17 protein-coding genes are annotated in these 17,813 nt (G+C 72.2%); 11 read left to right on the plus strand and 6 right to left on the minus strand.

Annotation, left to right across the window (positions count from 1 at the left end; translation table 11 throughout):
- Positions 1–22: 22 nt before the first annotated feature.
- The 6 genes from EV371_RS17195 to EV371_RS17220 are packed head-to-tail and all read left to right on the plus strand — an operon-like array spanning position 23 to position 7,435.
- On the plus strand, positions 23–1,603 hold the full coding sequence (locus EV371_RS17195; protein ID WP_486484658.1) for an NAD(P)-binding domain-containing protein: 1,581 nt from the start codon (positions 23–25) through the stop codon (positions 1,601–1,603).
- A 5-nt stretch (positions 1,604–1,608) separates the two neighbouring features.
- Positions 1,609–2,730: an alpha-hydroxy-acid oxidizing protein gene (locus EV371_RS17200; RefSeq protein ID WP_130462938.1), complete on the plus strand. Its 1,122-nt coding sequence runs from the start codon at positions 1,609–1,611 to the stop codon at positions 2,728–2,730.
- Positions 2,727–4,103, plus strand: a complete 1,377-nt coding sequence (locus EV371_RS17205) for a cytochrome P450 (RefSeq protein WP_130462939.1) — start codon at positions 2,727–2,729, stop codon at positions 4,101–4,103. The genes EV371_RS17200 and EV371_RS17205 overlap by 4 nt, the downstream gene beginning before the upstream one ends.
- A 46-nt stretch (positions 4,104–4,149) precedes the next feature.
- Positions 4,150–5,436: a cation:proton antiporter domain-containing protein gene (locus tag EV371_RS17210; protein ID WP_130462940.1), complete on the plus strand. Its 1,287-nt coding sequence runs from the start codon at positions 4,150–4,152 to the stop codon at positions 5,434–5,436.
- Positions 5,437–5,486: 50 nt separating this feature from the next.
- Complete coding sequence (locus EV371_RS17215; protein ID WP_349337537.1) at positions 5,487–6,173, plus strand: response regulator transcription factor; 687 nt, start codon at positions 5,487–5,489, stop codon at positions 6,171–6,173.
- Entirely contained in the window at positions 6,170–7,435 is a 1,266-nt protein-coding gene (locus EV371_RS17220) for a sensor histidine kinase (protein WP_486484659.1), read from the plus strand. Before EV371_RS17215 ends, EV371_RS17220 begins: the two co-directional genes overlap by 4 nt.
- A gap of 106 nt (positions 7,436–7,541) precedes the next feature.
- Here the strand turns inward: EV371_RS17220 and EV371_RS17225 are convergent, their stop codons facing one another.
- Together EV371_RS17225 and EV371_RS17230 are read right to left on the minus strand one after the other, a co-directional pair.
- Positions 7,542–8,717: a low temperature requirement protein A gene (locus tag EV371_RS17225; RefSeq protein WP_130462941.1), complete on the minus strand. Its 1,176-nt coding sequence runs from the start codon at positions 8,715–8,717 to the stop codon at positions 7,542–7,544.
- Between the two features lie 160 nt (positions 8,718–8,877).
- Complete coding sequence (locus EV371_RS17230) at positions 8,878–11,160, minus strand: excinuclease ABC subunit UvrA (protein ID WP_130462942.1); 2,283 nt, start codon at positions 11,158–11,160, stop codon at positions 8,878–8,880.
- 97 nt (positions 11,161–11,257) lie between these two features.
- Here EV371_RS17230 and EV371_RS17235 point away from each other — a divergent pair, with 97 nt between their 5' ends.
- Entirely contained in the window at positions 11,258–11,461 is a 204-nt protein-coding gene (locus tag EV371_RS17235; protein WP_130462943.1) for a hypothetical protein, read from the plus strand.
- Positions 11,462–11,558: 97 nt separating this feature from the next.
- A complete protein-coding gene (locus EV371_RS17240; protein WP_130462944.1) occupies positions 11,559–12,917 on the plus strand; it encodes a DUF1343 domain-containing protein in 1,359 nt (452 codons plus the stop codon).
- A 4-nt stretch (positions 12,918–12,921) separates the two neighbouring features.
- Here EV371_RS17240 and EV371_RS17245 read toward each other — a convergent pair whose 3' ends face one another.
- Entirely contained in the window at positions 12,922–14,010 is a 1,089-nt protein-coding gene (locus EV371_RS17245) for an SRPBCC domain-containing protein (RefSeq protein WP_130462945.1), read from the minus strand.
- 245 nt (positions 14,011–14,255) lie between these two features.
- On the opposite strand from EV371_RS17245, the gene EV371_RS17250 reads away from it, so the two are divergent.
- Positions 14,256–14,420 (plus strand): amidophosphoribosyltransferase, encoded by a 165-nt coding sequence (locus tag EV371_RS17250; RefSeq protein WP_130465998.1) that lies wholly within the window; start codon positions 14,256–14,258, stop codon positions 14,418–14,420.
- Positions 14,421–14,427: 7 nt separating this feature from the next.
- Here the strand turns inward: EV371_RS17250 and EV371_RS17255 are convergent, their stop codons facing one another.
- Positions 14,428–15,081 (minus strand): hypothetical protein, encoded by a 654-nt coding sequence (locus EV371_RS17255; protein ID WP_130462946.1) that lies wholly within the window; start codon positions 15,079–15,081, stop codon positions 14,428–14,430.
- A 211-nt stretch (positions 15,082–15,292) separates the two neighbouring features.
- Here EV371_RS17255 and EV371_RS17260 point away from each other — a divergent pair, with 211 nt between their 5' ends.
- Positions 15,293–15,514, plus strand: a complete 222-nt coding sequence (locus tag EV371_RS17260; protein ID WP_130462947.1) for a hypothetical protein — start codon at positions 15,293–15,295, stop codon at positions 15,512–15,514.
- A gap of 39 nt (positions 15,515–15,553) precedes the next feature.
- On the opposite strand, the gene EV371_RS17265 is transcribed toward EV371_RS17260, so the two are convergent.
- Both EV371_RS17265 and EV371_RS17270 read right to left on the minus strand, forming a co-directional pair.
- Entirely contained in the window at positions 15,554–16,057 is a 504-nt protein-coding gene (locus EV371_RS17265) for a hypothetical protein (RefSeq protein ID WP_486484660.1), read from the minus strand.
- Positions 16,054–16,263, minus strand: a complete 210-nt coding sequence (locus EV371_RS17270) for a phosphatidylethanolamine-binding protein (protein WP_130462948.1) — start codon at positions 16,261–16,263, stop codon at positions 16,054–16,056. The genes EV371_RS17265 and EV371_RS17270 overlap by 4 nt, the downstream gene beginning before the upstream one ends.
- A gap of 254 nt (positions 16,264–16,517) precedes the next feature.
- Here EV371_RS17270 and EV371_RS17275 point away from each other — a divergent pair, with 254 nt between their 5' ends.
- Positions 16,518–17,675, plus strand: coding sequence for an XdhC family protein (locus EV371_RS17275; RefSeq protein ID WP_130462949.1), 1,158 nt, complete (start codon positions 16,518–16,520; stop codon positions 17,673–17,675).
- The last annotated feature ends 138 nt before the right edge of the window (positions 17,676–17,813 follow it).

The following is a 17,813-nucleotide window of genomic DNA, read 5'->3' on the forward strand; positions in this document are numbered from 1 at the left end:
TTCCGCTTCGTAGGTTTCCCGGGTGACCGCAGAGATGCTCGACTATCTGATCATCGGGGCGGGGCCGGCCGGACTGCAGCTCGCGGCCCTGCTCGAACGGGACGGCCGGCGGGACTACCTGGTGCTGGAGGCCGCCGACATCCCGGGCGCGTTCTTCGCCCGCTACCCACGGCACCGCCAGCTCATCTCCATCAACAAGCCGCACACCGGGTCCGACGATCCGGAACTGAATCTGCGGCTGGACTGGAACTCGTTGCTCAGCGACGATCCGGCGCTGCGGTTCACCCGGTACACCGAGCGGTACTTTCCGGACGCCGAGGTGATGCTCCGCTACCTGGCCGACTTCGCCGCGGCCACCGAGGTCCGGGTCCGGTACCGCAGCCGGGTGGTCCGGGTCGCCCGGAGCGCGGACGGCGGCTTCGCCGTAACCGACCAGGCGGGCAGCACGTACCACGCCCGCCGGGTCGTCGTGGCGACCGGGGTGTCGCAGCCGTACGTCGCGCCGATCCCCGGGATCGCGCACGCCGAACGGTACGACGAGATGTCGGTCGACCCGCGGGACTTCCTCGACCAGCGGGTCCTGATCATCGGGAAGGGCAACTCCGCCTTCGAGACGGCGGAGAACCTGATGGAGACCACCACGCTGATCCATGTGGCGGGGCCGAGTCCGGTGCGGATGGCCTGGCGCACCCACTACGTCGGGCACCTGCGGGCGGTGAACAACAACTTCCTCGACAGCTACCAGCTCAAGTCGGCGAACGCGATCCTCGACGGGCACGTGCGCGGCGTCGAGCGGGACGCGGACGGCTACCGGGTCACCTTCAGCTTCTCCCGGGCCAACGAGGTCACCAAGGAACTGCGCTACGACCGGGTGCTGGCCTGCACCGGCTTCCGGTTCGACCCGTCGATCTTCGACGACGGCTGCCGTCCGGCGCTGGTCATCAACGACCGCTTTCCGGCCCAGACCCCCGAGTGGGAGTCGGTGAACGTCCCGGGCCTCTTCTTCGCCGGCACCCTCTCCCAGGAGCGGGACTTCCGGCGGTCGACCACCGGCTTCATCCACGGCTTCCGGTATGCGGTGCGGGCCCTGCACCGCATCCTCGAACGCCGCTACCACGACAACCCGTGGCCGGCCGGGAAGGTCGAGGCGACCGCCGAGGCGACCGCGGACGCGATCATCGAGCGGGTCAACCGCAGTTCCGGCCTCTGGCAGCAGTTCGGGGTGCTCGCCGACGTGCTGACGGTGGCCGGTACGGAGGCCCGCTACCACGAGGAGGTGCCGGTCGGGTACTTCGACGCCGCCGGCCTCGGCACCGCCGACCATCCGGTCGAACACGCCTTCGTCGTCACGCTCGAGTACGGCCCCGAGCACGACCAGGTCGACCCGTTCGACATCTCGGTGCGCCGGATCGCCCAGGACGCGGCCGGCCAGGCACACGACGCGGCGTACCTGCATCCGGTGGTCCGGCACCACCACCGGGGCCGGGTGGCGGCGGTGCACCACCTGGCGGAGAACCTGGAAAACCAGTGGAACAGGCCGGACGTGCACCGGGCGCCCCTCGTCGCCTTCCTGGGCCGCTGCCTGTCGGGCACCGTGGGCTGACCGTCATGCCCTCGGTCACGGACCAGGTGGGCCCGCGCCGCACACCCACGGCCGGCGCGGGCCCCCTGCTCACCATCGACGAGTTGCGGGCGGAGGCGCACCGCCGGCTCGACCGGGCGCACCGGGACTTCTTCGCCGGCGGATCCGGCGACGAGCGCACACTGCGGGCCAACGAGGCGGCCTTCGACGGGTACCGGATCCTGCCCCGGGTGCTGCGGGGCGGGGGCGAGCGTGACCTCCGTACCGACCTGCTCGGCGAGACGCTCGCGATGCCGGTGCTGGTCTCCCCGACCGCGTTCCACCGGCTGGCCCATCCCGAGGGGGAGGTGGCGTGCGCCCGGGCGGTCGCGGCGGCCGGCACCGTGCTGGTGCTGAGCATGGCGGCGACCACGCCGATCGAGGCGGTCGCCGGGGCGACGGACCCGGCGGGCCGGCCGGTACGGCTGTGGTTCCAGCTCTACCCGCAACCGGACCTCGGCTTCACCGAGTCGCTGGTCAGGCGGGTGGAGGCGGCCGGCTGCCGTGCCCTGGTGGTCACCGTCGACTCGCCGGTGCTCGGGCGCCGGGAGCGGGACCTGCGCAACGGTTTCCTCGATTTGCCGCCCGGGCTCCACTGCGAGAACATGCGGGATCCGCAGACCGGGCGGGTCCGGAACATCGCCATGGACGCCGATCTCGACTGGGCCCGGATCGACTGGCTGCGCGAGACGACCCGGCTGCCCGTGGTGCTCAAGGGAGTCCTGCACCCGGCCGACGCCCGGCTCGCCGTGGCGCACGGGGTCGACGGCGTGCTGGTCTCCAACCACGGCGGGCGCCAGCTGGACGGCGTACCGGCGAGCATCGACGCCCTGCGGGCGGTCGTCGAGGCGGTCGAGGGGCGGATTCCGGTACTGCTGGACGGCGGGATCCGCCGGGGCACGGACGTGCTCACGGCGCTGGCACTCGGCGCGGTCGCGGTCGGGATCGGCCGGCCGGTCGTCTGGGGCCTCGCGGCCCGGGGCGAGGCCGGGGTACGCCAGCTCTTCGACCTGCTCCGCGCCGACCTCGTCCGGGCCATGACGCTGGCCGGCGCGGTCCGCCCCACCGACCTCACCCCGGACATGATCGCGCCGCGGGTGCCGCGATGAGTGGCCCGGGCGCCGGATGGTACGCGGCCGGCGCCTTGGTGGTGGCGGTGGTCTGGTCGCTTCCGCGATGGTTGCCGCCGGCCGTGGTCCGGCTCCGGGAATGGATCTTCGTCCGGGTGAACGGCGTCGAGGGCATCCCGGTGCCGGGCCCCCTGGTCGGCCCCGAGCACTTCGAGCGGGTGTACTCGCACCCGGCGGCGAACGGGCGCAGCCACGGTGCCGGGCTCTCCGACCTGTTCTGGTACTGGCTGGCTCCCGGACCGCAGATGCACCAGGAGCACCTGGAGCCGGGGGAGCGCTACCGGGTGGTCGCCCGGACGACCCGGCGGGTGCTGGCGGTGTCGCACCGCCGGTCGACCGAGCTGGCCGGGGCGGCGGCCCGGCGCGTCCTGGACACGCTGCCAACCGACCGGACCAGCCAGGTACGGCTGCGTGACCTGATGATGCCGATCTGGGCGGAGGTCTATCACGAACTCGTCTTCGCCGAGGCGTGTCCGCCCGACGTCCGGGCGCTGATCGTGGCCAACGCCGACGACGTGGTCACCGCGCTCAAGTGCTGCGGGTTGCGGCACCTGGACCGGCGGGACCTGCTCACCCGCTACCTGCGGGCCCGGGTCGATGCCCGGACCGCACCGGTCACCCTGCCGGCGCCGTTCACCGCCGAGGAGACGACCTGGTATCTCCAGGGCACCTTCTTCAACACCGCCGTGGTGCAGATGTCCGAGGCGATGGCGCACCTCCTGCTGGCCCTCGCGCAGCACCCGTCGGTCCAGCGGGACCTGACCGCGGCCCTCGGCGACCTCGACGGCGAGGGGGAGCGGGCGCTGGACCGGGTGATCGATGAGACGCTGCGGGTCCATCCGCTCTTCGGGGTGGCACACCGGATCACCTCCGCCCCGATCGAGGTCGAGCCGGGGGTCACCCTTCCGGCCGGCTCCGTCCTGCTCTTCAACTACCTCACCTACCAGCGCACCGGGCCGGCCGCCGACGACACCTTCGACCCCGGCCGCTGGCTGACCCTGGGCCGGGGCGAGGCGCACTTCGTCCCGTTCGGTGTCGCCGCCAACCGGGCCTGTCCGGCCCGCGGCGTCGCCCCGGTGATGATGCGCGCGGTAACCCGGGAGGTACTGCGGCGGTACGCCCTGGTCTCCACCGCGCGGCACACCCGCTCGCTGCCGAGCCGTGGCCCCTGCCTCCTCGTCCCGGCCGGGGCGCGGCCGCCCGGGGGCGTGCGGCGATGGCTGATGCGCTGCACGGACCGCTGGTCCGACGTGGGGCGCAGCCTGGTCCAACTGGCGCTGGGCACCTGGATGGTGCTCGACGCCCGACGGGTACGCCCCTGCTCCACCTACTTCGAGGAGGTGCGGCCATGACAGAGGTCGCGTCCACTGCGGACATCACCAGGGAGGGCGAGGCGGCATGAATCCCGTCGAGCTGGCGCCACGGTTCTTCATCGCCGTCGCGGCCATCCTGCTCTGCTGCCGGGTGACGACCTGGCTGCTCGGCAAGGTCGGCCAGCCCCCGGTGGTCAGCGAGATGCTGGCCGGTGTGCTGCTCGGGCCGTCGCTGCTCGGGCTGCTCGCCCCCGGCGTACAGGACGCGCTCTTCCCGGAGCAGCTCTATCCCGTGCTCTACATCGTCGGTCAGGTCGGCCTGGTCATCTTCATGTTCCAGACCGGCTACGCGTTCACCTCGCATCCGGTGGCCGGGCTGGCCGGCACCGCCGGTGCGGTGTCGCTGGCCGGGGTACTCGTGCCGCTCGGCCTCGGCGCGCTGCTGGTGCTGCTCACCGCGGGGCACGCGCCGGTACTCGCCGAGGGCACCTCCATCGGGGTCTCCGCCGCCTTCGTCGGGGTGGCCCTCGCCATCACCGCCTTCCCGATGCTGGCCCGGATCATCACCGAGCGCGGGCAGGAGGGCACCCGGCACGGGTCGCTCGCCCTGGCCAGCGGTGCGCTGGACGACGCGGTCGCCTGGATCCTGCTCGCCGCCGTCCTGGCCACCGCCTCCGGGCGGCCCGGCCCGGCGTTCGTCACGGCCGGCGGGGCGATCCTGTTCGGGCTGCTGCTCTGGTGGGTGGGCCGGCCGCTGGCCGCCGCGCTGGTCGGCAGCGACCGGCTCGGTGACCAGTCCCGGCTGCTCGGCCTGGTGGCACTGCTCTTCGCGGTGGCCTGGTACACCGACGTGATCGGCCTGTACGCCGTATTCGGTGCCTTCTCGCTCGGCGCGGTCATGCCGCACCGACCCCGTACGGACCGGATGGTCGCCACCGTCACGCCGGTCTGCCAGGTCGTCTTCCTGCCGCTCTTCTTCACCTACTCCGGGCTGCACACCGAGTTCGGGCTGCTCGGCCAGCCGTCGGTGCTGCTCTTCGCGCTCGGCTGTGTCACGGTCGCCATCGTCGGGAAGTTCGGTGCCTGCTGGGGGGCGGCCCGGCTCCGGGGCGAGTCGAAGGCCGTCGCGGTGCGGGTCGGCGCGCTGATGAACGCCCGCGGCCTGATGCAGCTGATCGCGATCAACGTCGGCATGGCGGCGGGGATCGTCAACGCGACCCTGTTCACCGCACTGGTGCTGGTCGCGCTCGTCACCACGCTGATGACCACACCGCTGCTGAGCTGGATCGACCGCCGGGACGCGAAGCGCCCCCTCCCGGTTGCCCCGAAGGAGCCGGTACCGACGGTTCAACAGGGGACCGATCGGAGATAGAGATATCTATCACAGTCTATGTAAGCTGGTTGGTGTGGGATTCTCGGCCTGTGCTACAGGCAAGCGGGGCGTCACCGACCGTACACCATCTGCTTCTGGTCGAAGATGACACGGAACTCGCGGACATGCTCGCCGAGGTTCTGGTCGACGAAGGCTACCTGGTCGACGTGGCCCGGGACGGCCAGCGCGGTCTGCACCTCGGGCTCACCCGGCGCTACGACGTCATGGTGATCGACCGGTTGCTGCCGGCGCTCGACGGGCTGCACCTGCTGGCCCGGCTGCGCTCCCGGGCGGTCGGCGCCCGCGCGTTGCTGCTCACCGCGCTCGGCACGGTCGACGACCGGGTCGCCGGCCTGGACGCGGGCGCCGACGACTACCTGATCAAGCCGTTCGACCTGGACGAGTTGAGCGCCCGGATCAGGGCGCTCTGCCGGCGTACCCCGGACGGTGCCGAGGCGCTGCCGATCGGTGCCGGTCGGCTCGACCTCGGGCTGCGGGACGTGGTGCTCGCCGACGGCTCCCGGGTGGCCCTCTCCGCCCGGGAGTTCGAGCTGCTCCGGGTGCTCGCGGCACGCCCCAGGGCGGTGCATTCCCGGACGGAGCTGCGACGCCGGGTGTTCGACGAGGCGGCCGCCTCGTCCATCGTGGACACCTACGTGTACTACCTGCGCCGCAAGCTCGGCCGGGCGGCGGTGCGCACCGTGCACGGCCTCGGCTACCGGCTCGGTGAGCTGTGAGGTTCCGGCGGGCGGCGACCGTCCCGTCGGGGCTCTCCTGGATGGCGGCCGAGCGGGCGGTGGTGGCCCGGGCTCGTCGGCGGGTCGGCCTGCTGGTCGGGCTCGCGGTGACCGTCCTGGTCTCGCTGGTCGGCGCCGTCTCCTACGGCATGCTGGTACGCGGCCAGGAACGCCAGATCCAGCGGGAACTCGCCTACAACGCCGACCGGGGCGATCCGTCCGGGCCACCCGGCTGCACCTGGATCTTCCTGCTCCACGACGGTGAGCTCGTCTCCGGCGCCGTGCCCGCGCCGCCCGGGTTTCCCCGGGCGGCGTCGATGGCCGCGACCGCCGCGACCAGGACCCGGGCCACGGAGCGGATCGAGCGCAACGGCACCGTCTACTTCGTCCGCACCGAACCCCGGGGCGAGGACGTGGTGCAGACGGTCTTCGACGCCCGTTACCAGCTCGCCGACCGCCGCCACCTGCTGCTCGCCCTCGCCGTCGCGGAACTGGTCGGACTGCTCGCCGCCGTGGTCAGCGGGGTGGTCGTCGGACGGCTCACCGTCGCGCCGCTCGCCGAGGCACTCGCCCGGCAGCGCCGGTTCATCGCCGACGTCAGCCACGAGCTGCGTACGCCCATCGCCCAGCTGCACACCCGGGCACAGGTGCTGGCCCGGCGGGCCGGCGCCACCGAGGTTCCGGCGAGCTACCGGTCGGACCTGGACCGGCTGGTCGGCACCAGCAGGCGGCTCGGCGAGGTCGTCAACGACCTGCTGCTCTCCGCCCGGCTGGCGGCGATGCCGGACGACCGGCCGGTCACCACCCCGGTGGACCTGGCCGCGCTCGCCGAGGCGGCGGTGGTCGCCGAGACCGACCGGGCCGCCGAACAGGGTGTGGCGCTCACCCTCAGCCGTCCCGACGCGCCGGTCCCGGTCCCCGGGGTGGAATCGGCACTGCGCCGGGTCGTCAGCGAACTGCTGACGAACGCCCTGCGGCACACGCCCGCCGCCGGGCGGATCGACGTGACCGTGTGCCGGAGCGACACCGTCGCCGAGCTGACCGTCGTCGACACCGGTACCGGCTTCGATCCCGCCGACCGGATATTCGACCGGTTCTACCGTGGGGTGGGCACGGGCACCGAGAAGCGGCACACCGGCCTCGGGCTGGCGCTGCTCCGCGAGGTCGTCACCGGCCACGGCGGCACCATCGACGCCAGTGGCAATCCCGGCCGCGGTGCCCGCTTCGTGGTCCGGCTGCCGGTGCAGCGCGGTCCGGAGTGACCCGGCCGACGCCCGAGCGCCCGGGCCGGGAGCCGCGGTCGCCCCGTCGCCGGGGCCCAGGCTTGCCGCCGGCCGCTCCGAGCGGGCGGCGCGCGTTACCGGCACGCTAGGTGATCCCGGGCGTGCCGCGCGGTTCGCGTACGGTGACGGCGTCGGCGGCGACGATGCCCAGCAGGACGAGCATGACGGCCGCGGAGACGGCCAGGGGCGGTAGCAGGACCATCGCGGGTGCCATCGCGATCAGCACCCCGATTCCGATCAGCCAGGGGCGGGCCACCCGGGCGAAGACCTCGTGCCCGAGCAGGATCCGGCCGGCGAGGAAGAGCGCCGGGCCACCGACGATCACCGCGACCCAGCCGCCCGGGGTCCCCTCCGTCGGGTGCCGGATGACCAGCTCGTCGCCGACGGTGGTCAGGACGACGCCGGCCACCATGATCAGATGGGCGTACCCGGCCCAGGTGGTCTCCCGGGCCGGGTCGGCCGAGCCGACGATGGCGCTGCCGAGCTTCTCCCGGGCCCGGTAGAAGTAGATCCACCAGAGCAGCACCGTGGTGACGAACGAGACGATCACGGCGGCGGCCTCCGCCGTGTCGTAGCTGGTGGTCCGCACCGTACGCGCGGTGATCACCACGTTCTCGCCCAGGGCGATGATGATGAACTGGCGGTACCGCTCGGCCAGGTGCTCGCCGGCGCTGTTCCACTCCCAGGTAGGCGAGCGCCCGATCCTCGGTGTGGGCCAGCGCAGCACCGGTCCCAGGTAGTCCATGGCCAGGGCGACCGTCCAGAAGAGCAGCCGTGACGTGCCGGAGACGAAGGCGCCGGCGAACCAGAGCGCGCCGGAGAGGCTGAACCAGAAGATCCCGCGCAGCGGGCGGTTGTGCAGGCGGTGACCCCGGAGGATCACCGCGAGGGTGACGCTGCGGAACAGGTGGATCCCGACGTACGCGGAGACGAAGAGCAGGGCCCGGCCGTCGAACGCCTCGGTAAGCGCGGTCGAGATGAGCAGGCTGCCGAGCATTATCGTGATGACCAGCAGCTGCACGGCGGGCCGCCGCGAGTCAAGGGTGTCGGTGGTCAGGTTGGTGTACGACCAGACCCACCAGATCGCCAGCAGCAGCAGTAGCGTCTGGTAGGCGCCGAGCGGGTCCAGCTTCATGATCAACGCTTGGGACAGCTGGGCCAGCATGAAGACGAAGACGAGATCGTAGAAGAGTTCCACCGGGGTGGCCCGCTGCGGATGGTCCGGATCCCGGATCAGCGTGGAACGCCTGCTCGTCGCCATCGGCTGTCCGTTCTCCCACCCCGCCGCCTCGCGGGCCGCTGGTCAACGCCGTGAGCTGCGCAGACACCTCGCAGACGCTGTCGAAGCAGTCGTACCACGGCGGGGTGGTCCTGTTCCCGGCTTCACCGCGTTCGAGTGGCCGCGGCCCGGCCCCGAGCGGTCAGGCCGGTACCGCGGCCCCGATGTCACGCCGGACGTACTCGGCGGTGTAGGAGTTGCGAGCCTCCAGCAGCTGCGCCGGTGTGCCCTCGAACAGCACGGTGCCGCCCTGGCTGCCACCCTCCGGTCCGAGATCGATGATCCAGTCGGCGTTCTTGATCACGTCGAGGTTGTGTTCGATGACGACGACCGAGTTTCCGCCGCTGACCAGCCGCTCGACGATGGCGAGCAGGTGTTGGATGTCGGACATGTGCAGCCCGGTCGTGGGTTCGTCCATCACGTAGATGGTGCCGCCCTTGTGTAGCTCGGTGGCGAGCTTGATCCGCTGGCACTCGCCACCGGAGAGAGTGCTCAGTGGCTGGCCGAGCTGGAGATAGCCGAGCCCGACGTCGTTGACCGCCTGGAGGATTCTCCGCAGCTTCTTCTCGGCGAAGAACTCCAGGGCCTCCGAGGCCGGCATCCGCAGTACGTCGCTGATCGACTTGCCGCGCAGTTTGTGCTCGAGTACGTCCTCGCTGAACCGGCGCCCCTGGCAGACCTCGCAGACCGACCGGAGCCCGTCCATGAAGGCCAGGTCGGTGTAGATCACCCCGAGCCCCTGGCAGTTCGGGCAGGCGCCCTTGGAGTTGAAACTGAACAGCGAAGCCGGTACGCCGTTGGCCTTGGCGAAGAGCTGCCGGATCGGGTCGAGCAGCCCGGTGTAGGTCGCCGGGCTGGACCGGATCGAGGCGCCGACGGCGGATTGGTCGATCACGATCGCCTCGGGGTGCTGCCCGACGAAGACGTTGTTGATCAAGGTGCTCTTGCCCGACCCGGCCACCCCGGTGACCACCACCAGCACCCCGGTGGGGATGTCCACGGTGACGTCGCGGAGGTTGTGCACGTCGGCCGCGGTGACCCGCAGGTGTCCGGTCGGCCGTCGGTAGGCGGTCTTGAGCGGCAGCCGGTGCTCGAGATGGCGGCCGGTCGGGGTGTCCGCACGGCGCAGTTCGTCGACGGTGCCGCCGAACAGCACCCGACCGCCGCCCGCGCCACCGGACGGACCGATGTCGATCACGTGGTCGGCGATCTCGATGACGTCCCGGTCGTGCTCGACCACCAGCACGGTGTTGCCCTTGTCGCGCAGCTTCACCAGCAGCCGGTTGAGTCGCTCGACGTCCCGGGCGTGCAGGCCGACGCTCGGCTCGTCGAAGATGTACATCATGTCGGTGAGGCTGCTGCTCAGGTGCCGCACCATCTTGATCCGCTGGGACTCGCCGCCGGAGAGAGTGTCGGTCGGCCGGTCCAGGCTCAGGTAGCCGAGGCCGATCTCGACCAGGTTGCCGACCCGGTCGAGCAGGCTCTCCACCACGGTCGCGCCGAGCGGGTCGGTGAAGCTCCTCAGCACCCCGATCAGCTCGGTGGCCTCCATCGCGGCCAGTTCGGCGATGTTGTAGCCGTCGATCTCGCTGCCCAGTGCCGCCTGGTTGAGCCGGGCGCCCCGGCAGAGCGGGCAGGTCTGCTCGGTGACGAACCGCCGGAAGATAGCCCGGTTGCGTTCGGACATCTCCGCCGCGTCCTTGCGGATGTAGAGGCGGGTGAACTTGGCGACCGCGCCCTCGTAGGTCGAGTTGATCGTGGTGCCCTGCCACTCCAGTGGGACCTTGCCGTCGCCGTACAGCAGGGTCTGCCACTCCTGCTCGGAGTAGTCCGCCAGGGGTTTGTCCAGGTCGAAGAAGCCGGAGGCGGCGTACATCTTCCAGAACCAGCCGGTCCTGCCGAAGTCGGGGTGCAGCAGGGCGCCGTCGTTCAGCGACCGGGACCGGTCCAGGAAGGCGTCGAGGTCGAGCTGGACCGACTTGCCCAGGCCATCGCACTCGGGGCACATCCCCTGCGGATCGTTGAAAGAGAAGGCGTTGGAGTAGCCGACGTGCGGCTTGCCGACGCGGGAGTAGAGGAGCCGCAGCAGCGGGTGGATGTCGGTGATGGTGCCGACCGTCGACCGCGAGCCGCCACCAAGTCGCTTCTGGTCGACGACGATGGCGGCGGAGAGGTTCTCGATGGTGTCCACGTCCGGCTGGCCGTAACGGGGGAGGAAGTTCCGGGCGAACGCGGTGAAGGTTTCGTTGAGCTGACGCTGCGCCTCCGCCGCGATGGTGTCGAAGACGATGGACGACTTGCCGGAGCCGGAGACGCCGGTGAAGGCGACCAGTTGGCGTTTCGGCACCCGCAGCGAGACGTTCCTGAGGTTGTTCTCCCGGGCCCCGGTGATGACGATGTCGTCGGCCGTCACGCCTTCCCCCATTTCCCGTACAGTGTACGACAACGAGCACCGTACACGATGCGGGGTGGGTCCGACGCTGGCCGGGTGCGGTGGCCGGGGCGACACTATGGTGAGGGGCATGGACCCATCCGCCATCTGGCGGGACAAGAACCACCGCTGGCGGATCGAGGCGATCCACGCCCCGGACCTGCGGTTCGCCATCTACGCGACCAACGGCACGACCGAGTCCGCCCCGCTGTGGCTCTACGGCATGCCGGCGCTGGCCCGGTGGCTGATGATCCAGAACATCGAGCTCGGCGACCTGGAAGCCGAGGAGCTCTGAGTGCCGGTTCGTAGTTTTCCTTCTTGACCAACCTATGTGGCGTAGGTAACTTGCGAGACACGTTCCCCTGCCCGCAGCCCCGCCCCGGGAGGCCGTCGTGCAACGCAGAAGGTTCCTCGCCAGCACCGCCGCCGCGAGCGCCCTGGGCGCGACGGCCGGCACCCTCGGCGGCACCACCGCCTCGGCCGCCCCGGACACCGGTGCGGAGCGTTCCGGACCGGACGGACACGGTGGCGGCGGCCATGGTGGCGGCGGACGCGGTCGCCGGGTCAGCACCGGCCTGGACGTGCTTGTCGACTCCCGGTTCGCCGCCCTCGCCGGCCAGCGGGTCGGGGTGCTGTCCAACCCGACCGGAGTGGACGCCCGCTACCGCCATCTGGTCGACCTGATGCACGCCTCCGGCCGGGTGCGGCTCACCGCCGCATTCGGGCCGGAGCACGGGTTCCGGGGCTCCGCACAGGCCGGTGGCAGCGAGGGGACCGGGATCGACGCCCGCACCGGCGTCACCGTCTACGACGCGTACGGTGCCTCGCAGGCGAAGTGGGGTGAACTGATCACCCAGGCCGGGGTCGACACCGTGGTCTTCGACATCCAGGACGTCGGCGCCCGCTTCTACACCTACATCTGGACGCTCTACGACTCGATGGTCGCCGCCGCGCGGCTCGGCCGCCGGTACGTCGTGCTCGACCGGCCCAACCCGATCGGAGGACGGGCGTACGGGCCGATGATGACCACGCCGTTCACCTCCGGAGTCGGCAAGAAGGAGATCGTGCAGCAGCACGGCATGACCGTCGGCGAGCTGGCCCGGTTCTACAACGGCGAGTTCCTGCCGGCCGAGGCGGGCCGGCCGGTCGACCTGACGGTGATCGAGTGCCGGGGCTGGCGGCGTGGCGACTTCGCCGTCGACACCGGCGTGCCGTGGGTACTGCCCAGCCCGAACATGCCGACCCCGGACACCGCGCTGGTCTATCCCGGCACCTGCATGTTCGAGGGGGTGGCGTCGATGACCGAGGGTCGGGGCACCACCCGGCCGTTCGAGCTGATCGGCGGTCTCGCCACCGACTTCGACTACCACCTGGTCGACCGGCTCGTCGCCCGGGACCTGCCCGGTGTCGAGTTCCGGGAGGCGTACTTCTCACCGACCGCCGCCGGGCAGAAGCCGGCCCTGCTCAACAAGCTCTGCGCGGGGGTGGAGGTGAAGGTCACCAACCCGGCCCGGTTCGACCCGGTGCGTACCGGGGTGGCGATGCTGGTCGAGTCCCGCAGGTACCCGGCGTTCGCCTGGCGGGCGGACACCTGGGACACTGCCCGGCCGTACTGGATCGACAAGCTCACCGGCTCTACCCGGCTGCGTACGATGATCGACGCCGGGGCGGACGTGCCGGACGTCGTCGGGGCCTGGTCGGCCGAGCTGGCGGAGTTCAACCGCCGACGCCGTCCGTACCTGCTCTACTGACTCGTCACAGCCCCGCGCACGGCTGGCCGTCGACCGCGCAGCTTGTCGGCCGCTTCTGGGTGAGCGTGGTGTCGCGGGCCACCTCGAACCGGATCGTCGCCGACCGGTTCGCCCGGAGCGGGGCGCCGGTGAAGGTCACTTGCTGCTCCTCCTGCCGGTAGCTCTCCGCTCCGGTGGCGCTCGCCACCTGGGCGCCGCCGGCCAGGGTGACCACCAGTGTCCACCGGGTCGCGGTCGCGTCCCCGTCGTTGGTCACCACCACCTCGCCCTGGTAGCCGAGGAGCCGGCTGCTGAGCGTGCTGTACCGGGCGGTCAACCTCGGCCGGCCGGGCGTCGTCGGGTTGGCGGCGCTCTCCGGCGACGTCGTCCGGCGCGGCGTCGCGCCCGTGCGGGCCGGCCGGCTGGGCCGGACCGGGGTGACCCCGCCGCTCGGGGTCGGGCTGACCGGAGCGGTCGCCCCCGCCGACGCGCTCGGCCGGGCGCTGGCGGCGGCCCCCGCTGTGGACGGCCCGCCGTCGTCCCGCCCCCGGGCCAGGCCGGCGGCCACCACCACCGCGCCGGCCGCCAGGGCCAGTACGGCCAGCGCGGCACCGAGTCGGCGCCGGGACCGCCGGCCCGGCCAGGTCCGCCCGGCCGGCACGGCGGGGATGATCTGGGTCGGTGCGGGGAGGTCCACCTCCCGGAACGCCATCCAGTCGAGTACGGCGGGCAGCCGGGTGTCGAGCAGCGCCCGGTAGCGCTCCTCGCGCCCGCTCGGATCGGCCGGCAGCCAGGGCTGCTCGTCGTCGCTCTGCACGACGGTCAGCCGGCAGCCCTCCGGGGTGGGCGTCAGCTCGCACTCCAGCCGGGTCGGCTGGCCCTCCTCTGGCCAGCGCAGCACCATCCGGTGTGGCCGGTCGACCTCGACCAGTTCGATCACGATCAGCTCGTCGAGCTCGGGCAGGTCCGCGGGGCGCAGCTCGAACCGGCTGATCGAGGTGGGTCGTGGTTCGACCGAACCGAACCACTTCGGCAGCAGGTCGCGGTCGGTCAGGGCCCGCCAGACCCGCTCCGGAGGGTGCCGCAGCTCGACGGTGGTCCGGATTTCGGTCACGGCGAGACTGTACGTCCATCGGCCGGCTCGGATGTCCCGACCCCGTCCGACCGTCGTGCCGGCGATGGCGCCGCCCGGCGGCGGTGTTGGCCCCGGGGCGCCGCCCGGCGGCGCCGTGGCCCCGGCGGCCCTGCTCAGCGGCGGTGCGCGCCCCGGCCACCGCGACCCGAGTGAGGGATTATCCGGTGATTCCGAAATACGAATGCTCTGTCGCGATTAATCTGATTCGCGTGAAAAACAAGGGACTGCGGACCCTGTTGTCGTTCGGCGCCGCGCTCGCCGTGATCTACTTCGGCAGCACCGGCCAGGAGGGAGGTGGGGTGACCAACACCGTGCTGCTGCTGGCGGTCGCCGCCGGCCTGACCGTGTGGTATTTGACCAGACCCACCTCGGGCAAGCCGGTGAGTTGACCCTCCGTCAGCGGGCCGCGGCCGCCCTGGTCAGCTCGCCGATCGACTGCTGGCCGAGGGATACCCGGACCAGCGCCGACGCCAGCCGCGGGAAGTCGGCGCCGCCGACGAGTCCGGCCAGCTTCTCCGGTGTGGACGGCAGACCGAGCCGGCCGGCCGCGTTCACCGCCCGACGATCGGCGTACGGGCGGACGTCCGGCCAGACCGCCTGAACCTCGCGGAGGAAGATGTCCGCCCCGGTCGGTCCGATCCCGGGAAACCGGGTCAGTTCCCGGCGGAGTGCACCGGGGTCGCTACCGGCCTGACGGTGCAACCGGCGCAGGTCGCCGTTCCAGCGGTCCAGGCACAGCCGCGCTCCGTTGCCCAGCATCGTCGCGGTCCGCTCGTCGTAGCGCCGATAATGCCCTCGACCCAGCGCGTCCACCCGGTCCTGCCAGCTGCGCGCCTCGGTTCCCTGCGGGGTGCGGCAACCGGCGGCGAAGAGTTCCCGAGCGGCGGCCACCGCGACACCCGCGCGAATCCGCGTGCTGAGCAGCGTGGTCAGCACCAGCAACTGGTAGAGCGGGCCGGGTCGGTCGGCCAGCCGGATCCCCGCCTCCTCGGCGTACGTCCGGCCCTGCCGCTCCAGCAGCACCCGAACCATTGCGCGGTCACGGTTCATTCCGTCCGGTTACCCACCCAGCCACTGGACGCACCGGCGCGGCCGGCCGAATGGCGCCACCCGCACCGGGTAATCCCACGCCGGGTACCCGGGTGTGCGTGACCCGCTCGGCGAACCGGACGGTTGCGGACCCCCGGGGCACCCGCCGGCCGGCGGAGCACCGTCGGCCGGCGCCCACCATCGAGCGGTACGACGGCGGAAGGGGACGGCGATGACGAACGTGCAGCAGCCGGAGATGCGCCGCAACGAACTGAACCCGACGGTGCAGGACAGCAAGGGCCCGCGTCCCGGTGACCCGACCCGGGTCCGGGGCGGTGACGGCCGGCGGGTTCCGCCCGAGCAGGTCTCCCCGTACGGCCCGTCGGCCCGGCCGGTTGCCGAGGACCCCGACCGGAAGGCGGCGGGGCGCAGCGAGGCGCGGCGGGCCGGCTGACCGGACGGCGGGCACGGTGTGCCGTCCGATGCGGGGACGTTACCGGCCACCACGGGCGCGACGTAGCTGTCCGAGCGTCGCGACGGCGACCAACCCGTACGCCAGGTGCGGCACGATGTCGGCGAGCCAGTCCGTGCGGCTCCAGCGGCGCGGGTCGGTGAGGCCGAGCGCCGTGAGGGTGCCGTCGGAGGTCAGCATCACGCCGGCACCGAAGAGCCCGGCTGCCACCGGCCCGGGGAGGCGGGGCAGCCCGATCACGGTGAGCGCGGCTCCGGAGAGTATCCCGGTCGCGTAGCCGAGCAGGGGCCCGAGGCCCGAGCGGCGGTTCGCCGCCCGGTCCTCGGGCCCCAGACCGATGTGCAGCATCTCGGCCAGCCGCTGGGCGCTCTCCTCCGGGGTGCTGCTGGCCGGTCGGGCCCGTAGGGCCATGTCGAGGTAGGTGACCATGTTCAGCGCCACGCTGCCGACCGCACCCGCGATCGCCCCGTCCACCGCGTCGGCGACCGGGTGACCGGGCCGGGACAGTACGCCGGTGCCGGTCACTTCGGCTCACCCGGGCCGCGCTCGGCCTTCGGGCCGAGCCCTCGTTCGCCCCGGACGAAACCGCGGCGGCCGTCCTCCTGGAGATGCCGGTTGGCGGCGTCGTCGGCCTTGCTGTCGTTGGCCCGGCGGCCGGAGTTGTCGATGCGCTTGCGCAGCCGGGCGCGCTCCACGTCGTATGCGTTGCTGCCCGGTCGTGGTCCTGGCATGGGTTGCCTCCCGTCGTGTCCCGGCTGGTCTACCCGCCCGCGTCCGGGCCATTCACGGAGCGTGACGTCCCCGGAGGGTGCCTCGCCGGTCCGCCGCGTAGTGTCGCCGTGTGGCCGGGTGACCCGGTACGGGTTATTCGGGCATATGGGACCATCGTCGGACGGCGCCGAGGTTGCCGGCAACCGCGCGCGGGCAGCCACGGCGGGGCGTTGCCGGTCGAACGGCATGCGGAACGGGTACGGGTGAGCGGGTCATGCGTGACGTGCTGGACGAACTGGACCGGTGGTGGCGGGCGGGCGAGCCGGTCGGGATGGCGACGGTCGTCGCGACCTGGCGTTCCGCGCCCCGCCAGGCCGGGGCGACCATGCTGGTCGGCCCGGACGGCGCCGCGGTGGGCAGCGTCTCGGGCGGTTGCGTGGAGGGTGCGGTCTACGAGCTGGCCCGGCAGGTCACGGCCACCGGACAGCCGGCCCTGCAACGGTACGGCGTCACCGACGACGACGCGTTCGCGGTCGGTCTGACCTGCGGAGGCATGCTCGACGTCTTCGTTGAGCGGGTCGATCCGGCCGGGTTCGCTGAGTTCGCCGACGTGGCCGCCTCGATCCGGGCCGGAGAGCCGGTCGCCGTGGTGACCTGCGTCTCGGCCGGCGAGACCGATCCGTCGGGCAGGCTCGGTCGGCGGCTGGTGGTCTGGCCGGACCGCACCGCCGGTTCACTGGGCACCGCACGACTGGACGCGGCGGCCACCGACGACAGCCGGGGCATGCTCGCCGCCGGGCGGACCGGCACCCTCCGGTACGGATACGACGGACAGCGCCGTGGCGACGACCTGCTGCTCTTCGTCGCGGCGTACGCCGCCCCGCCCCGGATGATCGTCTTCGGCGCGATCGACTTCGCCGCCGCACTGTCCCGGATCGGCGCCTTCCTCGGCTACCGGGTGACCGTCTGTGACGCCCGCCCGGTCTTCGCCACCGCGCGCCGGCTGCCGGACGCGCACGAGGTGGTGGTCGACTGGCCGCACCGCTACCTGCGGGCCGAGGCGGCGGCCGGGCGGGTGGACGGGCGCACGGTGGTCTGCGTGCTGACCCACGATCCCAAGTTCGACGTGCCGGTGCTGGAGGTGGCGCTGCGGCTGCCGCTCGGCTATGTCGGCGCGATGGGTTCCCGGCGTACCCACGAGGACCGGTTGGCCCGACTTCGTGCGGCCGGTCTGCGCGCGGAGGAGTTGGGGCGGCTCTGCTCTCCGCTCGGGCTGGACCTGGGCGCGCGTACCCCGGAGGAGACCGCGGTGAGCATCGCAGCCGAGGTGGTCGCAGGCCGCTGGGGCGGTACCGGCCGACCGCTGTCGGCGGTCTCCGGACGGATCCACCACGAGGTGCCCGCCCCCGGCGAGGCCGCACCGCGCAACTGACCCCGTCCGTCGACACGCGACAAGCGGTCGGCATCCGAAGAGCGTCAGCCTCTAGCGGCGGACGTCGATCCTCTGGTAAGAATTCCTTCAATCTTGATCGACGTCATCAAAGAAACCTTCACTCCTGCCCCCCGTCCC

The organism is Plantactinospora sp. CNZ321 (genome assembly GCF_004217235.1).